This window comes from Sphingomonas sp. FARSPH, assembly GCF_003355005.1.
Lineage (GTDB): Bacteria > Pseudomonadota > Alphaproteobacteria > Sphingomonadales > Sphingomonadaceae > Sphingomonas.
The window spans coordinates 2,876,598-2,893,798 of record NZ_CP029985.1; the positions used below are offsets into that span (position 1 = coordinate 2,876,598).

Annotated in this window: 15 protein-coding genes; 7 read left to right on the forward strand and 8 right to left on the reverse strand. The window is 68.4% G+C overall.

Annotated features, from left to right (window positions below; translation table 11 throughout):
• Positions 1 to 249: 249 nt before the first annotated feature.
• Both DM480_RS13640 and DM480_RS13645 read left to right on the forward strand, forming a co-directional pair.
• Entirely contained in the window at positions 250 to 1,080 is an 831-nt protein-coding gene (locus DM480_RS13640) for a class I SAM-dependent methyltransferase (RefSeq protein WP_115381363.1), read from the forward strand.
• The gene (locus DM480_RS13645; RefSeq protein WP_115379849.1) at positions 1,077 to 1,712 is read left to right on the forward strand and encodes a glutathione S-transferase family protein; all 636 of its coding nucleotides are present in this window, start codon (positions 1,077 to 1,079) and stop codon (positions 1,710 to 1,712) included. The genes DM480_RS13640 and DM480_RS13645 overlap by 4 nt, the downstream gene beginning before the upstream one ends.
• An 8-nt stretch (positions 1,713 to 1,720) precedes the next feature.
• On the opposite strand, the gene DM480_RS13650 is transcribed toward DM480_RS13645, so the two are convergent.
• Positions 1,721 to 3,043 (reverse strand): dicarboxylate/amino acid:cation symporter, encoded by a 1,323-nt coding sequence (locus tag DM480_RS13650; RefSeq protein WP_115379851.1) that lies wholly within the window; start codon positions 3,041 to 3,043, stop codon positions 1,721 to 1,723.
• Between the two features lie 75 nt (positions 3,044 to 3,118).
• On the opposite strand from DM480_RS13650, the gene DM480_RS13655 reads away from it, so the two are divergent.
• Positions 3,119 to 4,375 (forward strand): M24 family metallopeptidase, encoded by a 1,257-nt coding sequence (locus DM480_RS13655; RefSeq protein ID WP_115379853.1) that lies wholly within the window; start codon positions 3,119 to 3,121, stop codon positions 4,373 to 4,375.
• 50 nt (positions 4,376 to 4,425) lie between these two features.
• A complete protein-coding gene (gene alaS, locus DM480_RS13660) occupies positions 4,426 to 7,074 on the forward strand; it encodes an alanine--tRNA ligase (protein ID WP_115379855.1) in 2,649 nt (882 codons plus the stop codon).
• A 195-nt stretch (positions 7,075 to 7,269) separates the two neighbouring features.
• On the opposite strand, the gene DM480_RS13665 is transcribed toward alaS, so the two are convergent.
• The 6 genes from DM480_RS13665 to yaaA all read right to left on the reverse strand — a co-directional run bounded on the left by DM480_RS13665 (position 7,270) and on the right by yaaA (position 13,110).
• Positions 7,270 to 7,842 (reverse strand): hypothetical protein, encoded by a 573-nt coding sequence (locus DM480_RS13665; RefSeq protein WP_115381365.1) that lies wholly within the window; start codon positions 7,840 to 7,842, stop codon positions 7,270 to 7,272.
• Positions 7,843 to 7,943: 101 nt separating this feature from the next.
• Positions 7,944 to 8,297, reverse strand: coding sequence for a DUF952 domain-containing protein (locus DM480_RS13670; RefSeq protein WP_115379857.1), 354 nt, complete (start codon positions 8,295 to 8,297; stop codon positions 7,944 to 7,946).
• Entirely contained in the window at positions 8,294 to 11,107 is a 2,814-nt protein-coding gene (gene gyrA / locus DM480_RS13675; protein ID WP_115379859.1) for a DNA gyrase subunit A, read from the reverse strand. Before gyrA ends, DM480_RS13670 begins: the two co-directional genes overlap by 4 nt.
• 155 nt (positions 11,108 to 11,262) lie before the next feature.
• Positions 11,263 to 11,556, reverse strand: a complete 294-nt coding sequence (locus DM480_RS13680) for a hypothetical protein (RefSeq protein ID WP_115379861.1) — start codon at positions 11,554 to 11,556, stop codon at positions 11,263 to 11,265.
• A 121-nt stretch (positions 11,557 to 11,677) separates the two neighbouring features.
• Positions 11,678 to 12,373: an SDR family NAD(P)-dependent oxidoreductase gene (locus DM480_RS13685; protein ID WP_115381367.1), complete on the reverse strand. Its 696-nt coding sequence runs from the start codon at positions 12,371 to 12,373 to the stop codon at positions 11,678 to 11,680.
• A complete protein-coding gene (gene yaaA / locus DM480_RS13690; protein ID WP_115379863.1) occupies positions 12,370 to 13,110 on the reverse strand; it encodes a peroxide stress protein YaaA in 741 nt (246 codons plus the stop codon). The genes DM480_RS13685 and yaaA overlap by 4 nt, the downstream gene beginning before the upstream one ends.
• 175 nt (positions 13,111 to 13,285) lie before the next feature.
• Here yaaA and DM480_RS13695 point away from each other — a divergent pair, with 175 nt between their 5' ends.
• From DM480_RS13695 to DM480_RS13705, 3 genes are all read left to right on the forward strand, one after another.
• Positions 13,286 to 14,602 carry a hypothetical protein gene (locus DM480_RS13695; RefSeq protein WP_115379865.1) on the forward strand — a complete coding sequence of 439 codons (1,317 nt, stop codon included), beginning with the start codon at positions 13,286 to 13,288 and terminating at the stop codon, positions 14,600 to 14,602.
• 85 nt (positions 14,603 to 14,687) lie between these two features.
• The gene (locus DM480_RS13700; RefSeq protein ID WP_115379867.1) at positions 14,688 to 15,338 is read left to right on the forward strand and encodes a squalene/phytoene synthase family protein; all 651 of its coding nucleotides are present in this window, start codon (positions 14,688 to 14,690) and stop codon (positions 15,336 to 15,338) included.
• Between the two features lie 69 nt (positions 15,339 to 15,407).
• The gene (locus DM480_RS13705) at positions 15,408 to 15,884 is read left to right on the forward strand and encodes an EF-hand domain-containing protein (RefSeq protein WP_115379869.1); all 477 of its coding nucleotides are present in this window, start codon (positions 15,408 to 15,410) and stop codon (positions 15,882 to 15,884) included.
• Here DM480_RS13705 and trmFO read toward each other — a convergent pair.
• Positions 15,814 to 17,184 carry a methylenetetrahydrofolate--tRNA-(uracil(54)-C(5))-methyltransferase (FADH(2)-oxidizing) TrmFO gene (gene trmFO, locus DM480_RS13710; protein ID WP_115379871.1) on the reverse strand — a complete coding sequence of 457 codons (1,371 nt, stop codon included), beginning with the start codon at positions 17,182 to 17,184 and terminating at the stop codon, positions 15,814 to 15,816. The genes DM480_RS13705 and trmFO overlap by 71 nt on opposite strands.
• Positions 17,185 to 17,201: the final 17 nt, after the last annotated feature.

Here is a 17,201-nt window from a genome sequence, read left to right on the forward strand (position 1 = left end):
TCCACTTCCGACGCCATATCGCCCATCGCGCTGGCCGGGGCGCGGCAATGGCGGGTCGCTCGGATACATGGGCGTGGCCATCGGGCTGCCGCGTGGGGAGCGATCAAACACTGCGACTTTTGCGAACTTCGGGAAACAAATCGTTGGGCTCGCCGCGACCGGGGCTCGCGTGACGACGCCCGTCCGTGCAACAGGCCGGACCGGCGGGGCCGGCGCCGCGCCCCATACTATCCAGCCAGGATGTCCACGATGACCGATCATTTCGACTGGACCGGCCGCGTCGGCGATGTCTGGGCGCAGGAATGGCAGCGCACCGACCGCGCCTTCGCCGGGCTTGCCCCACGTCTCGACGCCGCGATCCTCGCCGCCGCGCCCGCCGGTCCTTTCACCGCGCTCGACATCGGCTGCGGCGCGGGCGCGACCGCTGCCGCGCTCGCCGGCGCGCGCCTCGATGCGCGCGTCACCGGCGTCGACCTCTCCGCCGCGCTGCTCGACGTTGCGCGTACCCGCCACGCCGCTTTGCCCAATCTCGCTTTCCGCCACGGGGATGCGATCACGACGGCGGGCGCGCTCGCCCCCCTCGATCTTGCCGTCTCGCGCCACGGCGTCATGTTCTTCGACGATCCCGTCGCTGCCTTCGCGCGGCTTCGCCAAGCGATGGCGCCGGGCGGGGCGGTGGTGTTCAGCTGTTTCGCGCCCGTTGCCGACAATCCGTGGGCATGCCTGCTCGCCCCGCCCGCGCCCCCTGCGCCGCACTACACGCCGGGGCCGTTCGCATTCGGCGATCCGGATCGCGTCGCCGCGATCCTCGCGGCCGCAGGCTGGGCGGGGGTCACCCCGACGCGCGTCGCCTTCGCCTATCGCGTCGGGGCGAGCGACGACCCGGTCGCCGACGCCATCGGCTTCCTCACCCGGATCGGCCCCGCCGCCCGGCTGCTCCACGACAGCGCGCCGGCGGATCGCGCGGCGCTGCTTGCGCGCCTCGCCGATCGCTTGGCGGCGCAACGAAACGGGTCCACGATCGATTTTCCCGCAGCGGCCTGGCTCTGGACCGCGCGGGCCACGGGAGAGCTGCCATGATCGTCGTCCACCATCTGGAAAATTCGCGCTCGCAGCGCGTGCTGTGGCTGCTCGAGGAACTGGGGCTGCCCTATCGGGTCAAGCGCTACGAGCGGAACCGGCAGACGATGCTCGCCCCGCCCGAGCTCAAGCGCATCCATCCGCTCGGCAAGTCGCCGGTGATCGAGGATCTCGATGCCGACGGCGGCCGCGTGATCGCGGAAACGGGGGCGATCGTCGAATATCTGGTCGAACGGGCCGACGGTCGGCTCGGCCCGCCCGCGCATCGCGATTCGGCGCTGCGCTGGCGCTTCTGGCTGCATTATGCCGAAGGCTCGATGATGCCACCGCTGTTCGCCAAGCTGGTGCTCAGCCGCGTTCCCCTATTGGGCAAGCCGGCGATGAAGCGCATCCAGCCGATGATCGACGTCCATCTCGATTACGTCGAGGGGGAGCTGGCGCAGCGGCCGTGGTTTGCCGGCGACGTCTTCACCGCGGCGGACGTGATGATGAGCTTTCCGATCGAGGCGGCGCGTAGCCGTGCCGGCCTCGACACCGCGCGTCCCGCGACGATCGCCTGGCTCGACAAGATCCACGCCCGCCCGGCCTATCAGGCCGCGCTGGAGAGGGGCGGGCCCTACGCCTACGCCTGAGGCCGGCCTTATCCGCCGATCTCGCGGAAGCTGTCCACCGCCGGGCGCGGCGGGGCTGGCACGGCGGGGTCCGCGATCGCGACGGGCTCGGCCGAGTCCAGCCCTCCCTCCCATTTCGCGATCACCGCGCTCGCCACCGCATTGCCGACGACGTTGGTCGCGGTGCGCCCCATGTCGAGGAAATGGTCGATCGCCAGGATCAGCAGCAGGCCCGATTCGGGGATCTTGAACACCGGCAGCACCGCGGCGATCACCACCAGGCTGGCGCGCGGCACGCCGGCGATCCCCTTGGACGAGATCATCAGGAACAGCAGCATCGCGACCTGCGTCCCCAGCGGAATAGCGATGCCGTAGGCCTGTGCGATGAACAGCGACGCGAACGTCATGTAGATCATCGATCCGTCGAGGTTGAACGAATAGCCCAGCGGCAGCACGAAGCTCGCGATGCGTGGCGGCACGCCGAACCGGTCCAGCGCCTCGAGCATCCGCGGATAGGCGGCCTCGGACGATGCGGTGGTGAAGGCGACGAGCAACGGCTCGCGGATATGGCGGACGAGCGAACGGATACGCCCGCCGATGAACAGGAAGCCGATGCCCAGCAGCACCGCCCACAGGATAACGAGCGCCAGGTAAAAGCTACCCATGAAGAAGGCGAGCTGCCCGATCACCCCCGCGCCGCGCTCAGCCAGCGTCGCGGTCACGGCGCAGAAGACGGCGATGGGTGCAAAGCGCATCACGTAATCGGTGATCCGCAACATCACCGCGACCAGCCCGTCGATGCCGCGGACCAGCGGCTGCGCCTCGTCGCCCACCGCGGTGATCGCGACGCCCACGAAGACGGAGAAGACGACGATCTGCAGGATTTCGTTCGTCGCCATCGCCTCGATCATCGAGGCGGGGACGATGTGGGTGATGAACTTGTCGAGGCTGAAGGCCGCGGTCGCGACGCCCGCATCCGCGGTGACCGGCGGCAGCGGCAGGTTGATGCCGACGCCGGGGTGCAGCAGGTTGACGAGGATCAGGCCGAGACCGAGCGACAGCAGGCTCGCCGCCAGGAACCATCCGATCGCCCGCGCGCCGACGCGGCCCAGCGCCGACGTGTCCCCCATCTGCGCGATGCCGGACACCAGGGTCGCAAAGACGAGCGGCGCGATGATCATCTTGATCAGCCGCAGAAAGATGGTGGTGCCGATCGAGAAATAGCCCGCGACCGCCTTCAGCCGCGCCGCCGCCTGGGGCGTCCCGTCGTCGATCCAGCCGTTGAGGACGAGGCCGACGACGACCCCGAGCAACAGCCCGATCAGAATGTACAAGGTCAGCCGCTTGGCCATCGAAATACTCTCCCCAATCGGGCGCTAGAGAGGGGATTGCGGCCGCCGGGTCAAGCGCCCTATCGGTAAGCCTCGATGACCTTCGCGCCCACCCGCCGCTCGCTCCTCGCCGCCGCCGCGGCAGTTCCGCTCGCCTCCGCGGCGATCCTGCGTGCCGCCGAACCCGATCTGTCGGACCTGCGCGACATCACGGCGGATGCGGCACCGATCGGGCCGGCCGAACGGGCAGGGCGCCTCGCCCGGGCGCAGGCGCTGATGCGCGAACACGGCATCGGCGCGATCGTCATCGAGCCGGGCTCCAGCCTCGTCTATTTCACCGGCGTGCGTTGGGGCCGCAGCGAACGGCTGACCGCAGGCATCATCCCCGTCGAGGGCGAACCGTGCATCGTCACGCCCTTCTTCGAGGAACCCTCGGTCCGCGAATCGCTCGCGGTGCCGGCGGACGTGCGCGTCTGGCAGGAGGACGAGGACCCGCTGCGCATTGTAGCCGGCTACCTCCGCGACCGGCGCCTCGACCAGCGGCCCGTCGGGATCGAGGAAACGGTGCGCTTCTTCGCCTCGGACGGCCTCGCCCGCGCGCTCGGCCATGCCTCGCTGGTGTCGGCCAACCCGATCGTACGCGGCTGCCGGATGCTGAAGACACCCGCGGAGATCGCGCTGATGCAGCGGGCCACCGACGTGACGATCGCCGCCTATCGCTGGCTGCATCCCCGCGTCGAGCCCGGCATGACCGGTGCGGCGATCGGTGCGCTGATGAACGCTGCGACGCGCAAGCTGGGCGGCAGCCCCGAATTCGCGCTCGCGCTGATCGGCCCCGCCGCCGCTCTGCCGCATGGCAGCCGCGAGGAGCATCGCGTGACGCCGGGCGAGATCCTGCTGATGGATTGCGGCTGCACCGTGCAGGGGTATCAGTCTGACGTCTCGCGCACCTGGGTGCCGCGCGGCGGCGCGAGCAAGGCGCAGCGCGACGTCTGGGCGCTCGTCGCGCGCGGCCAGCAGACCGCGCTCGCCGCCGCCCGGATCGGCGCGCCCGCGGGCAGCGTCGACGACGCGGTTCGCGCGCTCTACGAACGCGCCGGCTACGGCCCCGGCTATCGCCTGCCCGGCCTGTCGCACCGCACCGGCCACGGCATCGGCATGGACGGCCACGAACCCGTCAACCTCGTCCACGGCGAAACGACCCCGCTCGCCGCCGGCATGTGCTTCTCCAACGAACCCGGCCTTTACTTGCCGGGCAAGTTCGGCGTCCGGCTGGAGGATTGCTTCCACATGACCGCGCAGGGGCCACAGTGTTTCTCGACGCCGCCCCGCTCGATCGACGAGCCGGTGTGATGCCGCGCCCGCTTGAGGCGCCGCCCAGTCTCGCCTAAGTCGCTTCTCCTATGACCTCGACCAACGACATCCGCCGCGGCTTCCTCGACTTTTTCGGCAGGGCGGGGCACCAGATCGTGCCATCCGCGCCGCTGGTGCCACAGAACGACCCGACGCTGATGTTCGTCAACGCCGGTATGGTGCCGTTCAAGAACGTCTTCACCGGGCTCGAAAGCCGGCCGTATCGCACCGCGACCTCGTCGCAGAAGTGCGTGCGCGCGGGCGGCAAGCACAACGACCTCGACAATGTCGGCTATACCGCACGCCACCATACCTTTTTCGAGATGCTCGGTAATTTCTCGTTCGGCGACTATTTCAAGGAACAGGCGATCCTCAATGCCTGGACGCTGCTGACGCACGACTGGGGCATTCCGGCCGACAAGCTGACCGCCACCGTCTACCACACCGACGACGAAGCGTTCGACCTGTGGAAGAAGATCGCGGGCCTTCCCGATCACCGCATCATCCGCATCCCGACCAAGGACAATTTCTGGGCGATGGGCGACAGCGGCCCGTGCGGACCCTGTTCGGAAATCTTCTACGATCACGGCGAACATATCTACGGGGGCCCGCCGGGAAGCCCGGAAGAAGACGGCGACCGTTTCGTCGAGATATGGAACCTCGTGTTCATGCAATATGAGCAGGAGACGAACGAGATCGTCGGCGAATTGCCCAAGAAGTCGATCGACACCGGCATGGGGCTGGAGCGCGTCGCGGCGGTGCTGCAGGGCGTGCATGACAATTACGACACGGATACGTTCAAGGCGCTGATCGCCGCGTCGGAATCGCTCACTGCGACGCACGCGCAGGGCGCGCAGATGGCGTCGCACCGCGTCATCGCCGATCACCTGCGCTCGGCGGGCTTCCTCGTCGCGGACGGCGTGCTGCCCGCCAACGAGGGCCGCGGCTACGTGCTGCGCCGGATCATGCGCCGCGCGATGCGGCATGCGCACCTGCTCGGCGCGAAGGAGCCGTTGATGCACCGGCTGGTGCCCGCGCTCGTCGCGGAAATGGGCGCCGCCTATCCCGAACTGGTCCGGGCGCAGCCGCTGATCGAGGCGACGCTGCGCCAGGAAGAGACGCAGTTCCGCAAGACGCTCGACAAGGGGCTGAAGCTGCTCGACGAGGCGACCGCGGGCATGGGTGAGGGCGCGACGCTGGCCGGCGAAACCGCGTTCAAGCTCTACGATACGTACGGCTTCCCCTACGACCTAACCGAGGACGCGCTGCGCACGCAGGGCCTCAACGTCGATCGCGCCGGCTTCGATGCGGCGATGGCGGAGCAGAAGCGCGCCGCGCGCGCCGCGTGGAAGGGGTCGGGCGCGAAGGCATCCGACGATCTGTGGTTCGACATCGCCGAGGAAAGCGGCTCGACCGAATTCACCGGCTATAGCGCCGACACGGGCGAGGGCGCGGTGCTCGCGCTGGTCAAGGACGGCGCCCGCGTCGACCAAGCGAGCGCGGGCGACACCGTCGCGATCATCGTAAACCAGACGCCCTTCTATGCCGAGAGCGGCGGCCAGGTCGGCGACACCGGCACGATCAGCACCGACGCCGGTCTGCATGCGGTCGTCACGGACACGTCGAAACAGCTCGGCCGCCTGTTCGTCCACCATGCCCAAGTGCAGGCGGGCACGATCAGGGTCGGCGACGCGGTGAAGCTGCAGATCGATACAACGCGCCGCGCGCAGATCCGCGCCAACCACTCCGCGACGCACCTGCTGCACGAGGCGCTGCGCCAGCGGCTCGGCGGCCATGTTGCGCAGAAGGGCTCGCTCGTTGCGCCGGAACGGTTGCGCTTCGACGTCTCGCATCCCGTTGCGATGACCGCGGACGAGCTCGCCGATGCGGAGGCGCGCGTCAACGCGCAGATCCGCGGCAACGGCGCGGTCACGACGCGGCTGATGACCCCGGACGAAGCGATCGCGGAAGGCGCGATGGCGCTGTTCGGCGAGAAATATGGCGACGAAGTACGCGTCGTGTCGATGGGCACGGATGACGGCGGCAAGACCTATTCGCTCGAATTGTGCGGCGGCACGCACGTCGACGCGCTCGGCGATATCGGCCTGTTCAAGGTGGTGGGCGAGGGCGCAGTGTCGTCCGGCGTCCGCCGCGTCGAGGCGCTGACCGGCGAGGCGGCGCGAGCCTATCTCAACGGCCGCGACGAGAAATTGCGCGAAGCGGCGGCAACGCTGAAGACGACGCCCGACGACGTGCCCGCACGCGTCGCAGCGCTGGTCGAGGAGCGTCGCCGGCTGGAGCGCGAACTGGCCGAGGCGAAGAAAGCGCTGGCGATGGGCGGTGGTGGTGGCCATGCGGTCGGGCCGGAGCAAATCGGCGACGTCGCGTTCATCGGGCAGGTCCTCGATGGGTTCGAGGCAAAGGGCCTGCGCGGCGCGGTCGACGATGCCAAGCAGCGGCTGGGCGGGTCGGGCGTCGCGGCGATGGTCGCGGTCAACGATGGCCGTGCATCGGTCGCGGTCGGCGTCACCGAAGACCTCACTGGCCGCCACAACGCGGTCGAGCTGCTGCGCGCCGCGGTGGCGGTGCTCGGCGGTCAGGGCGGCGGCGGCCGGCCCGACATGGCGCAGGGTGGTGGTCCTGACGGGAGCAAGGCGGCAGAAGCGCTCGACGCCATCCGGGCCGTACTGGCGGACTGAGGAGCGCCCCCACGTCTCCCCGCCCGGCGCGTTTCGGGGCAGGAGGCTTGGCTGCGCGACTACCATCCCGTTCGCCCCGAGCTTGTCGAAGGGTTCTTCTTCGTCTGATGCTTACGCGCGTCGAAAGCCGCCTGCCATCACAACGAGACAGGGCCCCGGCTCTCGCCGAGGCCCTGCCGTCAAACCAAGCTCCGCTTACTTGGCGGCAGCGCTGGCGTTGCCCGCCGTCGCAGCGGCGATCTGTTCGGCGGTGAGGCCGACGATCACCTGACCCTGCGCATTGGCGCTGAAGCCGTTGATCGGCAGCTTGACGTCACCCTTGGTCGTGGTGACCGTCACGAACTGTGCATCAGCCGCCTTGACGGTCCCGACCGGCGTGCCGTTGAGGCCCGCGACCGCGGTGCCGGGAACCAACTTCGCCTTGAGCGCGGCCTGCGCCTGCGCCTGCGACGAGGCGACCGCGGCGTCGAGGTCGGCCTTGGTCATCGCCATCGCGAACCCCTTGTCGGTCTTGCCGATCGACGAAGGCGGCACGGGAACCTGCGCGGTGCCGGTGTTGAGGATGATCGCCTGCGGCGTCACCTGCGCGACGGTGCCAAGCGACACGCCGGCGGAATCATAGATCGTGGCGCCCACCGTCGGAGTGGTCGCGGTGGCGGTCGCTGTGCCATTGGCCTGCGCCACCGGGGCGGCGGGGGCGGCCTGCTGGGCCTGAGCCGCGGCGGGCACCAGCATCGCGGCGCCGATCGTCAGGGCTAGGGTACGCATCGACATGTCTCCATTGTTGCAGTGTCGTTGTGACGCTGAAACGATGGGGTGTGCGACCGGGTTCCGCCCGTCCGATGCGGTTAACGGAGTGTCCTTTCCGATCAACCGCTTACCGGCAGCCGAACCTGCCCGTCGTCGTCCCGCTCCAATGGGCCGTACGCAACCACAGTGTTCAGGGCGAGCACGCCGTAGAGGTGCGGGAACAACTGGCCGCCGCGGGACTCCTCCCATTTCACCGGATCGTCCTGCGCGGTCAGGTCGACCGCCGCGACATACAGGTCGCTCTGCCCGGCAAAATGCTTGTCGACCGTCTCGGTCAGCTGCGCGGCGGTCGAAAGGTGAATGTACCCATCCGCCACGTCGATCGGCGCGCCCGCGAACTGCCCGTCACGCTCCAGCGCCGCCATCTGGTCGGCGGTCAGCACCTTGTACGCGACCTGTGGACGCTCGCTCATGCCCCGTCCTCGCCGTCATCGTCATTCTCGTCGACGCGCTCGCCCATCGTCGCCGGGCCCGTGCCGTCGTCGAGCATGATCGCATCGGCGCGGTCGGGCGCGGTGTTCTCGGCGCGCTCTTCCGCTACCAGCGCCTCGGCGGCGTTCTCCGGCTCTTCCTCCTCGTCGATCCGTGCGGCGGAGACGACATGCTCGTCGTTCGCGACGTTGAACAGCGTCACGCCCTGCGTGTTGCGGCCGGTCACGCGGACATCGCCGACCGACATGCGGATCAGCTTCGCTTGGTCGGTGACGAGCATCAGCTGCTCGCCGTTATGTGCGGGGAAGCTTGCGACGACCGGGCCGTTGCGCCCGGCGGACACGATGTTGGTGATGCCCTGACCGCCGCGGCCCGTCCGGCGATATTCGTATGCGGACGTCCGCTTGCCATAACCATTGGCGGTCACGGTCAGGATGAACTCCTCCGCCGCCTCGAACGCCGCCATCCGCTCGGGCGACAGCGTCATCTCGCGCTCGCCTTCCTTCCATGGCGCCGCTTTGAGGTAGGCGTCGCGTTCCTCGGTCGTCGCCGCGAACCCGCCCAGGATAGACAGGCTGATGACCTCGTCCCCCTCGGCCAGGCTGATGCCGCGCACGCCCGTGGAGGTGCGCGACTGGAATTCGCGCACGTCGGTGGCGGCGAAGCGGATCGCCTTACCCTGCCGGGTCGCGAGCAGTACGTCGTCGTCCTCGGTCAGCAGCGCGACGCCGATCAGGCGATCGTCCGATCCCTCATCGAAGCGCATCGCGAGCTTGCCATTGGAGGGCACGTTGGCGAAGGCATCCATCGCGTTGCGGCGCACCGTGCCGTTGGCGGTCGCGAACATGACGTGCAGATCGCCCCAGCGCGCCTCGTCCTCGGGCAGCGGCAGGACGGTGGAGATCGTCTCGCCCGCTGCGAGCGGCAGCAGGTTGACCATCGGCCGCCCGCGCGTCGCCGGCCCGCCCTCGGGCAGGCGCCAGACCTTCTTGCGATAGACCTTGCCGTGGTTGGAGAAGAACAGCACCGGCGTGTGGGTGCTCGTCACGAACAGGCTGGTGATCGCATCCTCGTCCTTCGTCGCCATGCCGGCGCGGCCCTTGCCACCGCGCTTCTGCGCACGGAAGGTGTCGAGCGGGGTTCGCTTGATATAGCCCTGCACCGTCACGGTGACGACCATGTCCTCGCGCTCGATCAGGTCCTCGTCGTCGATGCCATCGGCCGCCGCGGCGATCTCGGTGCGGCGCGGCGTCGCGAAGGCGGCGCGCGCGTCGACCAGTTCCTCGCGCATCACCGCGTAAAGGCGCGCACGATCGGCGAGGATCGCGAGCAGTTCGGTGATCGAGTCGGCCAGACCCTTCAGCTCCTCGCCGATCTCGTCGCGGCCGAGCGCGGTCAGGCGATGCAGCCGGAGGTCGAGGATCGCGCGCACCTGGATTTCGGTCAGGCGATACGTGTCGCCGGTCGCCTGCGTATCGACCGCCTCGACCAGCTTCAGATAGGGGGCGATCTCCGCCACCGGCCATTCACGCGCGAGCAGCGCGGCGCGCGCCTCCGCGGGGCTTGCCGAGCCGCGGATGATGCGCACCACCTCGTCCAGGTTGGTGACCGCGATGACGAGGCCGAGCAAGATGTGGGCGCGATCGCGCGCCTTGGCGAGTTCGAACTTGGAGCGCCGCGTGATGACCTGCTCGCGGAACTGGACGAAGGACTGGATGATGTCCTTGAGGTTCAGCGTCTCCGGCCGGCCACCGCGGATCGCCAGCATGTTGGCGGGGAAGCTGCCTTGCGCCGGCGTGTGCCGCCACAATTGGTTCAGCACGACTTCGGGGGTCGCATCGCGCTTCAGGTCGATGACGATGCGCACGCCCTCGCGGTTCGATTCGTCGCGGATGTCGCTGACGCCCTCGATCCGTTTGTCCTTCGCAGCTTCGGCGATCTTCTCGACCAGCGCGTTCTTGCCCTGCTGGAACGGAATCTCGGTGAGGACGATCGAGCGGCGGTCGCCGCGCCCTTCCTCGACGATGTGGCGCGAGCGCACGATGATCGATCCGCGGCCGGTATTGTACGCCGACCGCGCGCCGGCCCGGCCGAGGATGATCGCCCCGGTCGGGAAGTCCGGACCCGGCACGATCTCCATCAGTTCCTCGATCGTGATCGCGCCATTGTCGATATAGGCCAGGCAAGCGTCGACGACTTCGCCCAGATTGTGCGGCGGGATATTGGTCGCCATGCCGACCGCGATGCCGCCTGCGCCGTTGACCAGCAGGTTGGGGAAGCGCGCCGGCAGCACCTGCGGCTCGCGTTCGCTGCCGTCGTAGTTCGGCTGGAAATCGACCGTATCCTTGTCGAGATCCTCCATCAGGTAATTGGCCGACCGCGCGAGGCGCGCTTCGGTGTAGCGCATCGCGGCGGGCGGATCGGGGTCCATCGAACCGAAATTGCCCTGGCCGTCGATCAGCGGCAGCCGCATCGACCAGTCCTGCGTCATGCGCGCCAGCGCGTCGTAGATCGCGGTGTCGCCGTGCGGGTGATATTTACCGATAACGTCGCCGACGATGCGCGCGGACTTGCGGTAGGGGCGGTTGAAGAAGAAGCCGCTTTCCTGCGCGGAGAACAGGATACGCCGGTGCACCGGCTTCAGGCCGTCGCGCACGTCGGGGAGCGCGCGCGCGACGATGACGCTCATCGCATAGTCGAGGTAGCTCGACTTCATCTCGTCGACGATGGAGATCGTCGAAATGCCCTCGGGATGGGCGGGGGGTTCGGCGAGGACGGTCTCGTCGGCCAAGGATCATGCTTTCCGAAGATGGGGGTGAAACGAAACCCTATCTAGGCCGCTGTCGCAGGAATGTCACGCGCGCACGCCCGCGCGCGGTACTATAAAGCCGCCGGGCGCGACGACGCCCGGCGGCCGGTTTCACGCCCCGGGGGCGGGGCGGTCGGTTACTTGCAGGCCTTCTTGTTGGCGTTGCCGGCCTTGCTGCAATTGTAGGTCACGGTCTTGCCGGTCGACGTCTTGGCGGTCACCATCCGGCCGTTTGCCGCGGCCTTGCGGGTGACGGTGGTCTTCGTCGTCGCCTTGGCCGTCGGCGCGCCGATGGCGGGCTTGGTGGTGGTCGTCGTCTTCTGGACGACGGCGGTCTTCTTGGCCTGCGTCGTCGCCTGCGCGCTCGCGACGGTGGGGCCCGCGACCAGCGCCGCGGCGGAAAGGATGAGGACGGACAGCGACTTGGTCATGATTCTCTCCTGTCATGGACCGATCGTCCTGCATGCGGACGTCGTGCGACACGGGATGCGCTCTGGTACCTGTCAATCGCATGGCAACAACATGACATGTGTGTCATGTTGTCGAGCGCGCTCAGGGGGCGATCTCCTTGCCCTCGTAATCGAACAATTTGCCGCTGTCGGGCACCTTCAGCCCGTCGAGCACGTCGAGCAGCTGCGACGCGGCGCGATCGGGGGTGAACAGCGTGCCGGGGCGGACGTTGCCCTGAAACGGCTTCGACAGCGCGGTGTCGACCGTGCCGGGGTGCAGTCCGACGACGATCGCGCGGTCGTTGCGGCGCTTCTCCTCGATCGCCAGCGTCCGCACCAGCTGGTTCGCTGCCGCCTTCGCCATGCGATAGCCATACCAGCCGCCCAGCCGGTTGTCGGAGATGCTCCCGACCCGCGCTGACAGGATGGCGAACAGGCTACGCCCCTGCCTGGGCATCAGCGGCAGGACATGTTTGGCGACGAGCGCAGGGCCGATCGCATTGACTGCGATCGTCCGCGCCAGCCAGGTGGGATCGAGGTCGCGATACGTCTTTTCCGGCCCGTGTTCACCATCGTGGAGCAGGCCGCTGGCGACGATCACCAGCGACGGGGCGGGCCCGGCGGCGATCCGTGCCGCGGCGGCGGCGATGCTCGCCTCATCCTCGATATTGATAAACGCATCTCCCGCGCCGCTGCGCGACAGGGCGTGGACGACGTCGTACGTATCCTCGTCGCACAGCGCCGCGACCAGCGCCGCGCCGATCCCGCCCGACGCGCCGATGACGACCGCGGCGCTCACCGGCGGAACGTCCACTGGTCGTCAGTGCTGGCGTCGGCGTCGAAGGCGTATCCGTCGCTGTCGAAGCCCTTCATCGCGTCGATCGCGGTCACGCGATGCTCGATCATCCAGCGTGCCATCATCCCGCGCGCCTTCTTGGCGTGAAAGCTGATGAACCGCTCGCCGTCGCGAAAGTCGACGCCGACGACGCGGACGTCTGCCGGAAGCTTGCCCGCAACCGCAGCGAAATATTCCTGGCTGGCAAGGTTCAGCACCGTATCGCCGCCCTCCTTCTTCAGGTCCTCGACCAGCGCGTCGGCGATCCGGTCGCCCCACCAGTCGGTCAGTTTCGTCTTTCGCGGCGCCCAGCGCGTGCCCATTTCCAGCCGATAGGGGCGCATCCGGTCGAGCGGGCGCAGCAAACCGTAAAGGCCCGACAGCAGCCGCAGATGCTCCTGCGCGAAGGGCAGCGCTGCATCGGGCAGCGTCCTTGCCTCCAGCCCCGTGTAGACGTCGCCCGCGAAGGCGAACAGCGCGGGACGTTCCGGCGCATCGGCGAAGTCGCGGAAGCGATCCGCGTTGAGCTTCGCCAGCGCGGGCGAGATGTGCATCAGCGCCTGCAGCTTCTTCTGCGTCAGGTGCGACGCCGCTTTGGCGAGCGTCGCCGCTTCGTCGCCGAAGCGAGGCCGCGTCGCGGCGATGTCGGGCAGGGGGCTGTCGTAGTCCAGCGTCTTCGCCGGCGAGAGGAGCGCGATCATGCGCTTGCGGTTAGCGGCCGCCGTGGCCCCGTTCAATCACCGTTAACGCGCTCATCGTGATTGGAAATGTCGTATGCGGCGGGCGGGCGTCGCCGGCTTGAACGGCATCGTCGGGACCTTTACAGCCGCCACACACGTTTCCCGGAGGCATCGCCCCCAAATGGAGAGAGTTTGCATGAAGACCCTTTCGAAGCTGGCGCTGGCCGCCGTGCTGGCCACCGGCGTGAGCGGGATCGCCCTGACCGCGCCCGCCGCGGCCAAGGAGAAGAAGGAGCAGGCCGCGCAAGGCCCGCAGTTCAAGCTCAGCAAGCCCGTCCTCGCCGTCGCCGCGCAGGCGCAGACCGCGATCCAGCAGCGCAACGTCGCCGAGGCCGAGCCGCTCGTCGCGCAGATTGAAACCGCCGCGACCACGGACGACGACAAATATATCGCCGCCGCGCTCCGCTATGACCTCGAGAACACCAAGCTCGTCGTCGCGCAGCAGGCGAACCCGAACGCGCCGGTCAACGAAACCTCGCTCGCCAAGCCGCTCGACGCGCTGATCGCAGCGAAGAGCACGCCGGCGGCCGATCGCGGCAAGTATCTGTTCCGCCGCGGCGCGCTTGCCGCCAACGGTGGCCAGGCGCAGGTCGCGGTCCAGTATTTCACGCAGGCTAAGCAGGCCGGCTACACCAGCCCCGACCTTGACCTTCAGCTCGCCAAGCTGAAGGTGCAGAGCGGCGACGTCGCGGGCGGCCTGACCGACCTCAGCGCCGTTATCGACGCGCAGAAGGCCGCCGGCCAGACCCCGCCGGAAGCCTATTATCGCTACGCGATCGCGACTGCGAACGGCAAGGGCATGCGGACGCAGACGATCGACTGGATGAAGAAGTATCTGGTCGCCTATCCGACGCCTAAGGTGTGGCGTGATGTCATCCTTCAGTACGCCTTCGCGCAGAACGCGCCGGTCAAGGCCGACAAGCTGCAGCAGATCGACCTGTTCCGCCTGATGCGTGCCAGCAATTCGCTGGTCGACCAGGCTGCGTACGAGGAATATGCGCAGGCGGTCTACGATCGCGGCAACCCGTATGAATCGGCGGCGGTGCTCAAGGAAGGCATGGCGTCGGGCAAGATCCCAGCGACCAGCACCTTCTCGAAGCGCCTGCTGGGCGACGCGACCACCGCGATCAAGAACGAAGGCTCGCTCGCGACCAGCGAGAAGCAGGCGAGCGCGTCGGCCAACGGCAAGCTGTCGGCGCAGACCGCGGACGCGTACCTCGGCCAGGGCAATTACGCCAAGGCGATCGAGCTGTACCGTCAGGCGCTCACTAAGGGCGGCGTCGACAAGGACGAGGTCAACACCCACCTCGGCATCGCGCTTGCGCGGTCGGGCGACAAGGCGGGCGCGCAAGCCGCCTTCGCCGCGGTTACGACCGAACCGCGCGCCGGCATAGCCAGCCTGTGGACGACGTGGCTGCAGACGGGCAGCAGCGCGGCCGCCCCGGCGGCCTGATCCGCGTTCTTCGAGGTACGGAGAGGGGCGGTCCCATACGGGCCGCCCCTTTTCGTTGCGGCACCGGCAGTGCACGGAACACGGCATGACACGCGAAGACCTCGGCCCCGATCGGCACATTGCGCTGGCAAGTGCCCCGGCCGGCGCGCGGCCCGCGCTCGCCGGGTTGTTTGCGCTCGACCGCAGGCTGGGCGACATCGTCCGCGCCGCGCGCGACCCCATGATCGGCCAGATGCGGCTGACTTGGTGGTACGAGGCGCTCGGCCGGCTTGACGCCGCGCCCGCACCGGCGGAACCCATCCTCCGCGCCCTCGCAGCGGACGTTCTGCCGAACGGGATTGCCGGCGCCGCTCTTGCCGCGATGATAGAGGGCTGGGAGGTGCTGCTCGACCACGCGCCCGATGCAGACGCGCTCGACGCTTATGCGAAAGGGCGTGGCGAAACGCTGTTCTCACTCGGATGCAGGATACTCGGCGCAGACATGGGGCCGCAGCAGCGTTTTGCAGGACGTGGCTGGGCGCTTGCGGATCTCGCCATGCACAGCAGCAATCCCGCTGTCGCACAGAATGCGGCGCAGCACGCCACTGCTGCCTTGGATACCGCCTTCGTCGTCCCCTGGCCCCCGGCAGCCCGCCCGCTGGGAAGCCTGGCGTTGCTCGTGCGGCTCGACGGGGCGCCCGGCGGACCGCTGGGCAAGACCGCGCGGCTCACACGCTTCCGCCTTTTCGGTCGATAATCGATCCATCTCGCGTTGTCTCGAACCGGGTGGCTGCTAGGCTGACCGGAAAGCTGGGGGGCAAAGCGGATGTGGCGGTATCTGATCGGCGGTGCGGCGGTGGCGGCGCTCGGTGGGGCGGGCGTGATGATGATCCGCGGCAATGCCGCGCCGCAGCCGCTGCTCCCCGCTGCACCCGCCGCCCGTGCCGCTGCGGCGGCCGGTCCGGCGCCGCAGGAAGAGGCGGCGGTGCCCGAGGCGACGCCCGCGACGCGCGAGCAGAAGCGCTTCAACCGCTACGACAAGGATCGCGACGACAAGGTGACGCGCGACGAATATCTCGCCGCGCGGCGCAAGGCCTTTGCCAAGCTCGACACCAACGGCGATGGTCACCTGTCTTTCGACGAATGGGCGATCAAGGCGACGACCAAGTTCGCGGCCGCCGATCGCGATCACTCCGGCGCGATGACGCGCGAGGAGTTTGCAACAACCGCGGTCAAGCGGAAGGCGCCAGCACGGGCAAAATGCCCGCCTGCCGATCGGGCATCGCCATCGGAAGAGAGCTGACCCAGCCGTCGAACGCCGTACGTGCGCGGGCGGTGTACATCTTCTTGCGATCCGCCTTCTTCGTGCGCCCCTCGATCGGCGGCATCAAGCCGAAGTTGACGTTCATCGGCTGATAGCTGTCCGCCTCCGCGCCGCCGGTGATATGGCCGAGCAGCGCGCCCAGCGCGGTTTCCACCGGCGGCGGGGCCAGCGTCTGCCCGCGCAGCTCCGCCGCGGCGAACCGCCCTGCGAGCAGCCCGATCGCCGCGCTTTCGATATAGCCCTCGCACCCGGTGATCTGCCCGGCAAAGCGCAGGTTCGGCCGGGTCTTCAGCCGCAGCGTTTCGTCGAGCAGCACCGGCGAGCGGATGAACGTGTTGCGATGCAGCCCGCCCAGCCGCGCGAACTCGGCATTCTGCAAGCCCGGGATCGTGCGGAACAATCGCACCTGTTCGGCATGCTTCAGCTTGGTCTGGAAACCGACGATGTTCCACAACGTGCCCTGCCGGTTGTCCTGGCGCAGCTGGACCACCGCATAGGGCCATCGCCCGGTGCGCGGATCGTCGAGGCCGACGGGCTTCATCGGGCCGTAGCGCAACGTGTCGATCCCGCGCTCCGCCATCACCTCGATCGGCATACAGCCGTCGAAATAGGGCGTGTCCTTCTCCCATTCCTTGAATTCGGTCTTCTCGCCGGCGATCAATGCCGCGTGAAAGGCCAGATACTGATCCTTGTCCATCGGGCAATTGATATAATCCGCCTCCCCCTTGTCCCACCGCGACGCCTTCCAGGCGACGTCCATGTCGATCGTGTCGAAATGCACGATGGGCGCCAGCGCGTCGAAAAAGGCGAGCGCCTCCGTGCCCGTTGCCCCGCCGATTGCCGCCGCTAGCGACGCCGCGGTCAACGGCCCGGTTGCGAGGATCGTTGGCCCCTCGGGCAGCGCATCCACCCGTTCGCGCACCAGGGTCACGTTGGGATGGTCGGCGAGCGCCTGCGTCACGCCTGCCGAATATCCGTCGCGATCCACCGCCAGCGCCGATCCGGCCGGTACGCGGTGGGCATCCGCCTGCTGCATGATCAGCGAGCCCAGCTGACGCATCTCCTGATGCAGCAATCCTACCGCATTCGCGTCCGCATCGTCGGACCGGAAGCTGTTCGAGCAGACGAGTTCGGCGAGGTCTTCGGTCTGGTGCGCGGGCGTGCGCTCGCCGCTGCCGCGCATTTCGGACAGGCGCACGCGGAAACCCGCCTCGGCGAGCTGCCAGGCGGCTTCCGACCCGGCAAGGCCGCCGCCGACGATGTGGATGTCATGGGTCATGGGAAACAGGAACGCCG